Genomic DNA, 13882 nt, shown 5'->3' with positions numbered 1-13882 from the left:
GGCCCGCACCCGCACCAGCCACTTCGCAAGGCTTCGCCCCGCCGAGCAACTCGACGGGGCGAAGCATCACGGCCCGGATTAACCAACAGCGTCCGAGGGGGCGCGGGCCTTCGAAGAACGGGAGTCGAGCCGGGTCGGTCACGGCTGTCCGGGCGGCTGGTTCTGCCCGGGGTACGGCTGCCCCGGACCCGGCTGCGGATACGGCCGGTCCTGCGAGGGCTGGACACCCTGCTGGGGCTGGGCACCCTGCTCGGGGTACGGGCCGGGCTGGGGGTAGTGCCCCGGCCGGCCGGGGGCCGGCTGATGACCGGGGTACGGCTGGCCGGGCGCGGGCTGACCCGGGTAGTGCGCCCCGGGCGCGGGCTGGCCCGGGTACTGCGCGCCGGGCATGGGCGGGGCGGCGATCGGCGGCGGGTTGCCGTCGGAGGTCCACAGGCCGTGGGCCTGCTGGTGGCGGACGAAGTCCTCGGCGACCATGGCCGCGAGGTTGAAGTACGCCTCCCGCACCTTGGGCCGCATCATGTCGAGGTCGACCTCGGCGCCCGCGGCCAGGTGCTCGTCGAAGGGGACGACGACCACGCCCCGGCAGCGCGTCTCGAAGTGGGACACGATGTCCTCCACCTTGATCATCTTGCCGGTCTCGCGGACCCCGGAGATGACGGTGAGCGAGCGCGAGACGAGATCGGCGTACCCGTGCGCGGACAGCCAGTCCAGCGTCGTACTGGCGCTGGAGGCCCCGTCCACGGACGGGGTGGAGATGATGATCAGCTGGTCGGCGAGGTCGAGCACCCCGCGCATGGCGCTGTAGAGCAGACCCGTGCCCGAGTCGGTGAGGATGATCGGGTACTGCTTGCCGAGCACGTCGATCGCGCGCCGGTAGTCCTCGTCGTTGAACGTCGTCGAGACGGCCGGGTCGACGTCGTTGGCGATGATCTCCAGACCGGAGGCCGCCTGCGAGGTGAACCGCCGGATGTCCATGTACGAGTTGAGGTACGGGATCGCCTGCACGAGGTCACGGATGGTCGCCCCGGTCTCGCGGCGCACGCGTCGGCCGAGCGTACCGGCGTCCGGGTTGGCGTCGATGGCGAGGATCTTGTCCTGCCGCTCGCTGGCGAGGGTGGAGCCGAGCGCGGTGGTCGTGGTCGTCTTGCCGACGCCGCCCTTGAGGCTGATGACGGCGATGCGGTAGCAGGACAGCACGGGGGTGCGGATCAGCTCCAGCTTCCGCAGCCGCTCGGCCTCCTCCTTCTTGCCGCCCAGCTTGAACCGCGACCCACCGGCCGCCGGGCGGCTGCTCTTGGCCTTCTGCTTCTTGTTGTTGAGCAGCCGGTCGGAGGACAGCTCGACGGCAGCGGTGTAACCGAGCGGCGCGGCACCGGGGTTGGTCGGCTGCCGCTGATCGTGCCGGACGGCCTGCGGCCAGGCGGTACCGGTGCGGGGGTCGACCGGGGGGTGGGGGGGTTGGCCGGCCTGCGGGGGCTGACCGGGGTGGCCCGGGTGTCCTGCGTGCGGGGGCTGGCCCGGTTGCGGGTTGTGGGGGCCTTGGGGCTGGGCCTGCTGAGGGATGCCGGGCTGACCGTGGCCGGGCTGGGGCGGGCCCTGCGGGGCGGAGGACTGGGGGAATCCGTAGCCACCGGCCTGCGGCGGGTTCGGCTGGGGGAAGCCGTAGCCGTCCTGCGGGCCGGGAGCGCCGGGAGTGCCGGGCTGCGGGAAGCCGTAACCGGCCTGGGCGTCCGGCGCCGGGGCGGGCTGCTGGGCGGAGGGCTGTTGCGGTGCCGGGCCGGGGGCGCCGGGCTGGGGGAAGCCGTAGCCCGCTGCCTGCGGACCGGCCTGTGGGTGGGGGCCGCTCGGGGTGCCGGGCTGGGGGAAGCCGTACCCGGGCTGCGGGGCGGCGGCAGGGGGCATCGGCGCCCCGGCGGGCGGGTTGTGCCAGGCGGCGGGCGCGGGCTGGGGGGCCTGCGGCTGGAAGGCGGGCTGGGGCTGCGCGGGAGCGTGCGGCTGACCCTGCGGGGGTACGCCGGGCTGCCCGGCCTGCGGCTGTCCCTGCGGCGCGGGCGGCTGCGGGAAGCCGTAACCGCCCTGCGGTGCCTGCGGCTGCGCGGGCCACTGGTGGGCGGGCGCGGGAGCGGCGGGCTGGTACGAGGGCGGCAGGGGCGGCACGCCGTCCTGCGCGGGCGGAACGGGGGCCGGGGGGACGGTGCCCCGGGGTTCACCGGCCGGGGCCTGACCGTCGGGGGAGGCGGACGCGGACGCCGAAGTGGACGTGGAAGTCGAGGCGGGCTCGGCGTGGTCGTCGTCGGGGCCGGCAGCGTCGGGGGCATCGGGGGCCGGAGCGTCAGAGGCCGGGGCGTCGGCGGCGGCGCTCCCGGAGTCCTGATCCCCGGCGTCCTCCGCGTCGGTCGGGTCGCTCGTATCGCTGGTGTCGGTCTCCGCGGCCGGGTGGGCGTCGCCCTCGCCGCCGAACGACGAGTCGCCCCCGAAAACGGCACCCAGCGGTGCGTCGTCGTCCTGTTGGGTGGGGTCGCCGTCGCCGGCCGTGGCGCCAGGGGAGTCCGAGCGGTCGTCGGACGAGTCCCCCTCGGAGGCCGTACCGGCGGTTTCCGGGGCCGTACCGGTGGTCGCACCGGCGGCGGCCACGTCGTCCTTGCCGTCGGCAGCCGCCAGCCGCGCCTCGACCTCGGCGGCGCGCTCGGCAATCTCCTGCTTCAAGGCGCTCGCGGAGAACTGCATGGTCGCACCGCTCTCCAGGTCACCGTTGTGGGAATCGGCGGCTGCGGGGGTGGGCGCACTGGGTGTCTCCGGGGCGTGGGCGCCCTCGTCCGCGGGCCGGGCGGGCGCCTGCGGCTCGAACCCGCTGTCGGCCGGAAGCCCCGGCACCGCGACCGGCCCGCCGACGGGCGGCGGAGGCGGCACGTAGGGGGTGGCGGGCGGGGGAGGAACGACGGGCGACTGCGGTGCGGAAGGTGCAGGCGGCGGCACGTCGGAGGCACTCCCCGGCGAGGCGGCCGGCGGTGGAGGCGGCGAGTAGGGAGGGAACGACGGCGGAGCCACCGGCTCGTCCGGCGCGGAAGGCGCGGGCGCGGCAGGAGGCGGCTCAGGGGTGGTGGGGGACACCGGTCCCCCGGAGGCGTTCTGCGTGTACCAGGCGGGTGGCGCGTAGTCGATGGTGAACTCGCCGGTCGCCTCCACGGCCGATTCCACGTCGGGCTGGTCATCGCCGGGTGTTGCCCAGCCCCCGCGGTTCCCGTCCCGATCGCTGCTCACAGTTCCTCCTGGTGTGGTCGAGCACCCTCATGCCGTGCCGGGGCGACCGTGGTCCTCGTCCGAGTCGCTCGAGTTGTCCGATTGTCCGAAGCCGGCCGAAGCCGTTCGTGGTCGGCCGAAGCCGCCCGAAGTCGTACGAATTCGCCCGAGGTCCGCCGATCCGCTGGTTCCCCCTGGGACGCCGACGCCGGGTCCACGGGTTCAGACGTCGCGCCCGATCCCAGCCTAATCATCCGGGACCCACCCCCGTCAGGCCCGCCCGCCCCCGCTTCCCGGCACCTAACCCCACAACCCGGACGAAAGGGTCGCGCGCTCGCGCTGTGGGGGCGCGCACACCCGACGCGCGCTCCGCCGAACGCGTCAATCCATCCGTCGGGGGGTGCCCAGCAGGCCGATCTCGACGTCCGTGGGGCGGGTCAGCACGTACTGCCGGTCGCCACCCGCACACCACAGGGTCATCGCGTCGACGAGCGTCGGCAGCGCCTCCACCTCGACCCGGGACAGGGCCACGATCCGCCCGAGCTCCGCCGCCTCGTCCGGTGAGACACGCTGAACGCCCGTGAGCCGCGCCTGCCGCACCAGGCGGGGGGCGGCCGGGCTGAGATACGGCAACAGGGTCAGCACCGATTGCCACGGTCCCGACACGACCCTGCCGCGAGGCGGTTTCATGCCGCAGTCCCGCACCACGAGCACCGGTGTGCCGGCCGAGGCGCCCTGTGGCGGGACGCGCCCGACGTCGTACACCGCGAGCCCGTTCTGTCCGCCGCCCATGGCATGCACCATCTGCACCCAGGACTGCGGGCGTCCGGTCTCCACGGCGACCCGTGCGCCGGTCGCGGCGGCTCGCAGGGCGATGACCTGCGCGGTCCACAGCCCGCCGATGAGGACGATGTCGTAGGGCGTGGGCCGGTTGACGCCGAGCACGGCGGGCTGCCCCTCGGAGTCCACACCGATGACCACGCCGTCGTCCCCGATGGGCAGGGCGAGCGTGTCCAGTTGGTCCGCGGACACCGAGTGCCGTTCGTGCCGCGGGCCGAGCAGCCCCGCACCCCTGCGCGCCCACTCCCGCACCCGCCCACCGGGGGAGGGCAGGGGGCCGGGGGCCGCGTCCGGCTGGGCCGTCCGTCCGGTCGGCGGCGTCACCTGGCACCTCCGAGGGGCAGGGTGGCGAGGATGCCGGGCACCTGTTCCCGGTCCAGCCGGGACAGCGCGAGGCCGACCTGCCGCGCGGCGGTCTGCAACGCCTGCCGCGCCGCGACGAGTTCGTTGTCGCTGCGCCCGGTCACGCGCAGGTGGGCGCCGACCCGGACACTCTGCCGGTCTCCCGGCGCGAGGGTGAGGCTGAAGGTGGTGGCGAGGGCGGGTACGGCGGTCACCTGAGCGACGAGCTGAGGCAGCGACGGCCCTGTGCCGCCCAGCGGGGGCCAGCGGCGCACCCAGTACGTCGTGTGCCGACGGTTGTCGCAGCGCCAACTGCGGCTGGATTCCTCGGTTCTCCGCTCCGGCATCCCCGTGCGGCCCGCCTCCGCCGTCACCAGGGGATTGGCGCAGGCCGAGGTGGCAAGGGCCGCCGTCAGTTCCTCTTCGTCGAGCAGGGTCACGCGGAATCCCGCGCCGGTCAGCCGGCTCGCGAGGTGGTCGGCGGCGCGGACGACGCACTTCTGCGCCCCCGGAAGTCCGCCGCCGCGCGCGGCCACCGCGTCCGCGCACAGCTCGGGGTCGAGCTTCAGCGCGATCCACGTGATGCGTACCGCAGGCGTGCCCGTCAGCTCCTGCAACGGCTGGTAGTTGGCGACGGCCACGGACTGCTGGGACAGGTGCAGCGCGGGCGCGGGCTGGGTGTGCAGCACGATCTGGGCCGACTCCAGCCGGATCCCGTCCACGTGCAGGGCGTCCCGCACCAACGCGAGGGGCAGCGGCTGCCGGTCGCGCCCGGCCCGCAGTGCCGTCGTACCTGCCTCCACCTGAAGGACCGCGGTGACGAACGTGCCGTCCCCGACCAGGCCGACCGGCCGCCGGTCGCGTCCCGCGTGCGTGGAGGTCCGCAGGCTCGGATCGCACTCCAACGCCGGGGCCAGGGCGGGCTCGGTGCCGGGCGGCAGCGCTGTGTCACCGGCCCGCCGCTGCCGCGCGCGCAGGGTCCGCGCCGCGGCGAACCACTCCGGCAGCGAGCGCCCGCGACGGCGGACGAAGGACACCACGACGAGCACGACCGCGGGCACGGAAGCGGCGACCAGGGCCTCCGTCCCGATCGCCCAGCCGACCAGCAGCGCGGCGGCCGCGATTTCCAGCAGCACCAGGCGTTGCAACCGGAACGCGCCACCCTGGCCGGAACGTGCCGAGAGGTGGAAGGCGACCGGCTCCCGGGACGACGTGCCGGGAGCCCACGGCCGCTGCCCGGACCCCGCCGGGGACGCCGAGGAGCCCCGTCCCCGTGTCCGGTCACGTGTTCCGGAAGTCATCATTCCGTCCCCCCGACTTGCTGACGACTCGCCGCTGTTCCAGCACGGCACAAGGCACTTGAAGACCAAGGCACCCTACCCGCCCCGCGAGCCCCCGTGACACCAGGCATAGTAGGGGGCCGGTCCGACAACGGCGGGGCGGGGGACGGCGTCGCCCCCTGCGCGGTCACGGCAGAACACGGGGAGAGACAGGCACCGATGGCATCTCGGCGGGACCAGCTCAATGCCTACACCTTTGCGAAGCACCGCTTGGTGGCGGCGTTCCTGCAATCGGCCCCCGCCGGTTCGGAGGAGGGAGCGCCCCGGCCGCTCAGGGCGGTGCTGCCCGGCACGATCGTGGGCGTGGTGGTCATGGCCGTCTTCGGAGCCTGGGGCATGTTCAAGCCGACCGCCCCGAAGGGCTGGGACACCCCCAACGCCAAGGTGATCGTCGCCAGCGAGTCCACGACCCGGTACGTCGTCCTGAAAACCCACGGAGAAGTGCAACTGCACCCCGTCCTCAACATGGCGTCGGCGAAACTCCTCCTCGACGCCGGACGGCGCGAGGTCGTCACCGTCTCTGAGAAGGTCCTGGACAGCGGCAGGATCCCGCACGGCGTGACGATCGGCATCCCATACGCCCCCGACCGCCTCCCCGAGGCGTCCGAGGCGGGCGGCGCCAAACGCTGGGCGTTGTGCGAGCGTCCGAGCGCCGGCGGCGGCTCCGTCCAGAAGGCCGCCCTGGTCCTCGACGACCGCGACATGAGCAAGACCGAGGGTAAGCAGCGGCTGCGCGGCGGCCAACTCCTGTACGTCATCGGCCCGGACGGCACGCGGTACGTCGTCGACCGCACCGGCAGGGCATATGCGGTCGACGGCGACGACGAACTGCTCCTGCGGGCGATCGTCGGCTCCGACCGCACGCCGCAGCCGGTGTCGAAGGAGTGGCTCGCCACCCTCCATGAGGGAGACCCCATCACCTTCCCGGCCGTCCACGGCGAGCCCGGCACCCCGGCCGGCGCACCCGGCCGGCTCGACGAGACGGCCAACCGGGTGGGCATGGTCCTCAAGGCGCTCGACAACAACGAGGAACAGCACTACGTCGTCCTGCCCGGACGCGTCGCGCCGATCTCCGCCTTCGTCGCACAACTCCTGCTGTTCAGCGAGGACCTGGCAGTCCTGGGCCAGGCCGGCAAGGCCCGCGGGACGAGCCCCGGCGCGATCGTCCCCGGCACGCCCTTCGGCACGGGGGAGCGCTGGCCGACGGGTGACCCCGTGCCCGTCAACGACGCCTCCGGCACCGAGGGCAGCCGCAGCACGGTCTGCAACGTCCTGCTCGACGTCGACGCCGACTCCGGTGCCACGACCCTGGGCACCTGGGCGGGCACGGACTTCCCGGCCAGGCTGCCCGCCGGCTCCTCCAGCGCGTACGTCACCCCAGGCTCCGGCCAGCTCTACCGCCAGTTCAAGGGCGAGGAGACCAAGGCGGGCCCGGTCTTCCTCGTCACCGACACCGGGCTGCGTTACGTCCTGCAGTCCAACGGGGACAGCGCCACGGACGACGCGGGCATCGGAACCTCGCGCGAGCAGCGCGAGCAACAGCAGCAGGAGGCCAGGCAGGCACAGACGCGGCTGGGATACGCCGACGTCCAACCGGCACCGATCCCCGCGGCCTGGTCGCAGTTCCTGCCCACGGGCCCGCGCCTGTCGACGGCCGAGGCACGCCAGCCGCAGGGCTCCTGAGCGGAGGGACGCGCATGCCACGCCCGTACCGCACCACCGCGTGCCTCCTCGCGGCCACGGCAACCCTGTCCGCGACCGGCGTGGCCTTCGCACCGCCCGCCGCCGCGGCCGATCCCGCCTACTCCGACCAGTGTTCGTTCCCCAACGGCACGTACCCGGGCCGCCCTTGGGCGTTGCAGCGCGTCCTGCTGGACCAACTGTGGAGCCGCACCAAGGGCAAGGGCGTACGGGTCGCCGTCATCGACACCGGTGTGGACGTGAGGAACCCACAACTCACCGACGCCGTCGACGTGAGGAGCGGACGCAACCTCCTGCCCGAGAACCTCAAGGACAAGGACGGCAACCCGGTCGAGCGGGGCAACGAGACGGGCACGACCGACACCGTCGGACACGGCACCAAGGTCGCGGGCATCATCGCCGCCCGGCCCGCCAGGGGCACCGGCTTCGTGGGACTCGCGCCCGAGGCCACCATCATCCCCGTCCAGCAGAACGACGCGGAGGGCCATGGCTCCGTCGACACGCTGATCGACGCCGTCCGGCACGCCGTCGCGGCCGGCGCCGACGTCATCAACATCTCCCAGGACACGTCGAACGCGGTCAAGCCCGACCCCTCGCTCCAGCAGGCGATCAACACGGCTCTGGCCAAGAACATCGTGGTGGTGGCCTCGGCCGGCAACGGCGGCCTCGGCGGCAACGACAAAAAGACGTACCCCGCCTCGTACGAGGGCGTCCTCGCGGTCGCCTCCTCGGACCGCAACAACGAGCGCGCCCCGTTCTCCCAGTCCGGCGACTTCGTGGACGTCGCCGCCCCCGGCGTGGACATGATCTCCACGGTCCCCGGCGGCGGCCACTGCTCCGACAGCGGCACGAGCTTCTCCGCGCCGTACGTCGCCGGAGTCGCCGCCCTCCTCAAGGCCGAGCATCCGCAGTGGACGGCCCGCCAGATCGTCGCGCAGATCGAGCAGACGGCGGAGCGGACCACCCCCGGCCACGACCGCCTGGTCGGCTGGGGAGTCGTCGACCCGGTACGCGCGTTGACCGACGACGATCACCCGATCGAGGCACCGGCCCCGCGCGAGGGCATGCCCCGGGCGGATGCCCCGGAACCGGCCGCCTTCCACCTCGGCGAGACACCCGACGAACGCAACGCGCGACTGGGAACGTACGTGACCGTGGGCGCGGCTGCACTCGTGGCGGGACTCGCGGGAGCGGCGGTGACGATCAGGGATGCCCGCCGGCGGGCGCGCCGGGGTGCGGCCGACCGATGACAGTGCTTCGATGGCGGCCGGTTCGGCTGTCACACAGTGCAGTTGGGAGTGTCACAGGTAGTCATTACAGTGGGCGTGTCGTGATCGTCGGCGCTTGGGACACATGAGGCCACCTGGAAGGGCGGCACAACGGGGGAGGGCAAGCTTCGTGCTTCCGGCAGACATGGGGGGTGCAGCCATGGGGGGTGGCGCCGACGTACGGCGCGGTGTGATGGCGCTGTCCACATTCAAGAAGCGCGTGGACGATCTCCTCACCGCTTTCGAGGAGTCGGCGGGCGGTTCGTCGAAGGTGGCGAGGCACCGCCTGTCGGAGGCCGCGTTCGGCACGGGCAGGTTCCCGGAGGCCAAGGCGCTCCACCTGGAGTATGAGCGCGTTCATGAGCGCATCACGGCGCTCTCGAAGCTGCTCGGCCTTCAGATGGAGGCGATGCAGATCGCGGTCCACGGCGTGGACGTCACCTTCGACAACCTTGAAGACGCACAGCGCCTCCGGTTCCACGAGATCCGCACCCTGGTCAACGACAGGCGGGACGAGGCGCTGCACGAGGAGATCCGGCGCGACAACAAGGCCGATCGCACCGACGCGGGGTACTGATGAGCGGCGACAAGAACCAGCCGAATCCGCACCAGGCGGAACGACAGGAGGCCGGCAAACGGAACGCCGCTCTCGACGCGTTCACCGACATGACGTCGCTCACCTCCCCCTTCGGTTCCGTCAGAGGTTTTCACTTCGGCAGGACCAGCTTCGAAGGCTACGACCTCAACGAAATGATCGACATTGTCGAGTCCGCCGGCCCTGAACTCCTGGAGAGCGCGGCCACGGCACTCATCGACGCCAGGGACGCCATCAAAGAGGCCGCCGACGAACTGAAGACGAACCTGGGCGAGGTCGACTGGGAGGGCGAGGCACACAGCGCCTTCCACAAGTGGGGCCAGAACCTGGTCACCACCGCCCACGATCTCGCCGCTTACGCCGAAGCAGTGGGCACGCACATCATGGCCGCCGGGTCCGGACTCGCCTCGGTCCGCACATCCATGCCACCGCGCGACAACCGCTCCGACCCCAAGAGGATCGAGGACATCCCCGAGGCGAAGCGGGTCGAGAGCAACGACGAGTACACGGCTGCGGTGAAGGCGGAGAGGAACCGCCAGGAAGCCATCAACCAGATGTACCGGCTGGCGTCGTTCTACGCGGTGTCGCAGGGGGCGATGACCAGGGCGGAGGAGCCGGTCTTTCCGAAAATGCCGGATGTGGGGGTGCCAAAACCGAAGGGACGGGTTGGCACGGAGCTTTCCCCTGGTCCCGGGCAGACTGGCTCGCAGACCGACACGAGGGGTCCGCAAACGGTGCGTGACCCTTCGGTGAATGCCCCGGCCGAGCGACCGCAGCCCAATGTCCCTCTGCCGTCGGCAAGAGAGCTGGACGATTCCAGCACCCGTCCGAGCCGGTATGTCGGTACGGAGATCGACAGCGTCGGTACGTTGCCGCCGCAAGAGGCAACAAAACCACCGCTTGCGACGCCCCCATCGGCTCCATTCCCCAACGCGCCGGCACCGGCTGTGACTCCCCCTCCACCACCCATGGCAGCACCACCCGTCTCCCGAGGCGGAGCCGGGCGCGTGCCCAGGTCCGACGGTGCGCCAGCGAGCAGGGGTGCCATTTCGGCGCAGGGACGTGCTGGAGGTATGCAGGGCGGCACTCCGACCGGCCGTACGGGAGTTGCTCCGTCGGCAGGACGTGCTTCAGCAGCGGGGCAGGGGAGCGGCAGCCAGGCAGGCCCCATGGGGCGGGGCTTGGTTGGAGGAACGCCCAACACTGGGGGACCGACCGCCAGGCAGGCAGGTGGTGTTCCACGCGGTCCCGTCACCGGTCCTGGTGCCCTGAATGCCGCACGTACAGCCCTCGGGCCCGCCACGAATGGCGTCGTTGGTGGGAAGCCGATCTCCAGAAATGCCCCTGGCTCCCGTGCCACCAGGGTGCCACGTGGCACCGTCATCGGTGGTGGAGGCATGCCCGCCCCACGCCCGACAGGGGAAGGGCACGGCCAACGTGGAATGGTCGGAGTTCCGAGTTCCACGACGGGCACGGGGGCCGCTCGACGCCCCGTCACCCGTCCTGACAGCGTGGTGGGCACGGCGGACAGCCGAACCTCTGGCACCAGGAACAACGGACACACGCCCGGCGGCATCGGGCAGGCTCCCAGCCCAACGAGCCAACCGAGTTCCGGCGACATCGGTTCACGGCGTGAAGATCGGCGCGATGGCGCGTCATCGGCCGACTGATCAGACGAGAGCGAGGACAGACAGAGGCATGGGGCCAGGGAACAGCCGATACGGCGGGTGGAGTGCGCCTTTCGCGGGGAACGGGAGACGGGTGTCAGCCGTCTGTGTGGCGCTCGGTGCCCTGGTTGGGTTCACGGCGGGTTTGACACCGAGCGCGACTGCGGCAGACGTTCAGTCTCAGCAGTGGTATTTGTCGGCGATGAAGGCCGAGGACATGTGGGAGGTGAGCACCGGAAAGGGTGTCAAAGTCGCTGTCATCGACAGCGGAGTCAACCCTGACACCCCCTCTCTCCAAGGGCAGGTACTTGCCGACGAGGTAGCCCCGTCCGTGGCGTACGGCGCGACAGTGGACTACGGCGGTCACGGCACCACCATGGCGGAGCTGATTGCCGGCACCGGTGCCGGTGGTGGACTCAGAGGACTTGCTCCAGGAGCGAAGATCGTTCCTTACCGGATCAAGCTCGATGAGCTGACGGATCAAGCGGAGAGAAAGAAGACCGCGACCTCGGTACAGGCGATCCGGGCCGCCGCTGACAGCGACGCCAAGATCATCAACATGTCGTTCGGCAGTCCTGGTGACGAAGCCGAGGAAAGAGCGGCGATTGAGTACGCTCAGTCCAAGGGAAAGCTGATGTTTGCCGGTGTCGGAAATGGCGGGGAGAAAAGCGGCCTCATCGACTATCCGGCTGCTTACCCATACGTAGTCGGGATCGCAGCATCAGATGAGAGCGGCAGTGTCGCAAAGTTCTCCGATCACGGAAATTACGTGGACCTGGCTTCTCCAGGCCTCAACATTCCGAGTTGGTGCGACGAGACGTTCCGTTCGTACTGCACAGGAAAGGGCACCAGCCAAGCCACCGCCATCGCCTCCGCCTCCGCCGCCCTCATCTGGTCCGCCCACCCCGGCTGGACGGCCAACCAGGTGCTCGCGAGCCTGATCGACACCGCAGGACGTGACTGGGCGAGAGACGACCCGAGTACCTACCTCGGATACGGGTTGATCCGCCCCCGCAAGGTGTTGGAGGACGGCGCCTACACTCCCGTCCCGGCCGGCACGGACCCACTCGCGGTGGAGAACTCCGTAGGGGTCACGGACAAAGAGGGAAATCGGACGTCGTCGCCCGATCCCGCTTCGCCGCAGCCTGGGAAAAGGCCGGCAGGACAGGCCGCCGCTGCGGACTCGAATTCCGGCACATCGGACAGCACCCCGTGGGCAGTCCTCGGGGCCGCTGCTGCACTTGCGGTGGCAGGTGGCGGAGCCTTCGCGTGCCTCCGTTCCCGACGAGGCGCATGACGCCTCGCCCTCAACCGCCCAGTCCCGCAGGGCTGCGCTGACGCAGTCCGGCCGCCTCCACGCGGAAGCGCGATCGGGAAACGCAGCCACCACCCAGTGATGCGAACCAAGCCACCACTCTCACGAAAGGGAAGTGCTGAAAATGGCCACGGGTCGTGAATTCGACGACAGTCATGCACAAAAGCTCAAGACGGAAATCATCGACCGCTACGACGGAATTCGCGGAACGCTCGCACAACTGCAGGGCACCATCGACATGATCGAGAAGGCCTGGCAGGGTGAGGGTGCCAACGCGTTCAACGCGAAGCAGACGGAAATCAACTCGCACATGGTCGAAATCGGAAAGATGCTGCAGGACTTCCTCGAGGGTGTGCAGCTGAACACGCGGGACAAGAACGCGCTCGAAGACCAGATCAGGGCCGACATGGCAGGTATCTCGGTGGACCTGGGCGGTAAGACCTCGGCCCTCAACAGCTACTGATGGGTGACAATCCTGAGAGGCCCTGAGAAGCACAGCGTCTCAGGGCGGACAAGCTCGGCTCGGCTCGGAACGTCAAGAAAATGAGGTACGAATGGACGCCCACTACGGAAAACTCGCCGTCAACTACGGCGCCATGGACGCACTCGCCACGGAGCTCGGCAACAACGCCAAGAAGCTCGAGGAGGATCTCGAGGCGTTGAAGGCGGCTGTGCTCAACGTCTCCGGCGGCTGGGCCGGCGAGGCGCACGACGCGTTTGCCAAGAAGGCACACATCTGGGACAACCACGCCCGAGCCATCCACGAGGCGCTGCTCAACATCGGAAAACGGGTCCACGCCGCCGGCGGCGACTACCGGGGCGGCGACCTGAAGGGCGCCAGCTACTTCTAACGCCCGCGGGGGAAGGCAGCCAAACGGGGTGGGCACACACGGGAGGTGCCCACCCTGCGATGTTTCACCATGGTGTTGTGCAGCGGCCCTTTTGCAAGCCGATCACCTGGGTCTTCGGGGTCAAGTGCGCTTTGGTGCGGTCGACTATGTACTTTACGGAACACCCGCCGTGCACTCCCGCGATGCTTCTACTTCTGCAGTGAAAGACGTAATGAGCCGCTTCATTGCATCCGCATCTCTTTGCTTGGAACCCACCGCTTGGACGGCCGTATACAGCACCCGACCACCCTCCGGAGCGACACATTTGCGCGTTTTTCCGAAAGCCTCGAAATCAGAGTAACGAAAACGTCCCCCGTCGGCCGAGTGCTTCGGAACCTTCAAGGCCCGTCGAGCGAAGGACTCGGTGGAGTCATCCGCACCCCGCCAAGTCGTAGTGGTCGTGAGGATCAGCTTCCGGTCAATGACCACTTCGCACACCGTCGTCACTGAGTGGACATCCCGCCGTACGGCGATTTCCTTTCCTGGTGGCAGAAATCCGGCTAGATCATCCGGAGTGAATGAGTATCCGCACAGCTCTCTTGGAATCGCATAGTCTCGCTCTTCTTCGCCGGCACAGCCTGAAATCGCGCAGGCGAGCGCAATGACGCAGGCCAAAGAGACTGGAATCTGATGGCTCCATTGCGGCGCGCGATGACTCATGAGAGCCTCCTTCTGAAGGTG

The 13882-nt window shown here is 70.4% G+C and carries 11 protein-coding genes; 7 read left to right on the top strand and 4 right to left on the bottom strand.

What is annotated here, in order from left to right; all coding sequences use genetic code 11:
* Positions 1 to 138: 138 nt before the first annotated feature.
* From AB0M97_RS28770 to eccE, 3 genes are all read right to left on the bottom strand, one after another.
* Entirely contained in the window at positions 139 to 3264 is a 3126-nt protein-coding gene (locus tag AB0M97_RS28770) for an SCO5717 family growth-regulating ATPase (RefSeq protein WP_365963904.1), read from the bottom strand.
* Positions 3265 to 3624: 360 nt separating this feature from the next.
* The gene (locus AB0M97_RS28765) at positions 3625 to 4356 is read right to left on the bottom strand and encodes a hypothetical protein (RefSeq protein ID WP_365963906.1); all 732 of its coding nucleotides are present in this window, start codon (positions 4354 to 4356) and stop codon (positions 3625 to 3627) included.
* A gap of 47 nt (positions 4357 to 4403) precedes the next feature.
* Entirely contained in the window at positions 4404 to 5726 is a 1323-nt protein-coding gene (eccE, locus tag AB0M97_RS28760; protein WP_365963903.1) for a type VII secretion protein EccE, read from the bottom strand.
* A 198-nt stretch (positions 5727 to 5924) separates the two neighbouring features.
* On the opposite strand from eccE, the gene eccB reads away from it, so the two are divergent.
* The 7 genes from eccB (at position 5925) to AB0M97_RS28725 (ending at position 13162) form a co-directional block, all read left to right on the top strand.
* Complete coding sequence (gene eccB, locus AB0M97_RS28755; RefSeq protein ID WP_365963902.1) at positions 5925 to 7448, top strand: type VII secretion protein EccB; 1524 nt, start codon at positions 5925 to 5927, stop codon at positions 7446 to 7448.
* A 14-nt stretch (positions 7449 to 7462) separates the two neighbouring features.
* The gene (gene mycP, locus AB0M97_RS28750; protein ID WP_365963901.1) at positions 7463 to 8716 is read left to right on the top strand and encodes a type VII secretion-associated serine protease mycosin; all 1254 of its coding nucleotides are present in this window, start codon (positions 7463 to 7465) and stop codon (positions 8714 to 8716) included.
* Positions 8717 to 8927: 211 nt separating this feature from the next.
* Positions 8928 to 9311, top strand: coding sequence for a hypothetical protein (locus AB0M97_RS28745; protein WP_365963900.1), 384 nt, complete (start codon positions 8928 to 8930; stop codon positions 9309 to 9311).
* Positions 9311 to 10999, top strand: coding sequence for a hypothetical protein (locus AB0M97_RS28740; protein ID WP_365963899.1), 1689 nt, complete (start codon positions 9311 to 9313; stop codon positions 10997 to 10999). Before AB0M97_RS28745 ends, AB0M97_RS28740 begins: the two co-directional genes overlap by 1 nt.
* A 199-nt stretch (positions 11000 to 11198) precedes the next feature.
* The gene (locus AB0M97_RS28735; RefSeq protein WP_365963898.1) at positions 11199 to 12293 is read left to right on the top strand and encodes a S8 family serine peptidase; all 1095 of its coding nucleotides are present in this window, start codon (positions 11199 to 11201) and stop codon (positions 12291 to 12293) included.
* A 142-nt stretch (positions 12294 to 12435) separates the two neighbouring features.
* Entirely contained in the window at positions 12436 to 12774 is a 339-nt protein-coding gene (locus AB0M97_RS28730) for a WXG100 family type VII secretion target (protein ID WP_365963897.1), read from the top strand.
* A gap of 91 nt (positions 12775 to 12865) precedes the next feature.
* Positions 12866 to 13162: a WXG100 family type VII secretion target gene (locus AB0M97_RS28725; RefSeq protein WP_365963896.1), complete on the top strand. Its 297-nt coding sequence runs from the start codon at positions 12866 to 12868 to the stop codon at positions 13160 to 13162.
* A 153-nt stretch (positions 13163 to 13315) separates the two neighbouring features.
* On the opposite strand, the gene AB0M97_RS28720 is transcribed toward AB0M97_RS28725, so the two are convergent.
* The gene (locus AB0M97_RS28720) at positions 13316 to 13861 is read right to left on the bottom strand and encodes a hypothetical protein (protein ID WP_365963895.1); all 546 of its coding nucleotides are present in this window, start codon (positions 13859 to 13861) and stop codon (positions 13316 to 13318) included.
* Between the last annotated feature and the right edge of the window lie 21 nt (positions 13862 to 13882).

The organism is Streptomyces sp. NPDC051207 (genome assembly GCF_040682395.1).
Taxonomy (GTDB): domain Bacteria; phylum Actinomycetota; class Actinomycetes; order Streptomycetales; family Streptomycetaceae; genus Streptomyces.
Note: the sequence above shows the minus strand (reverse complement) of the source record. Positions and strands in the feature narration are given on the sequence as shown.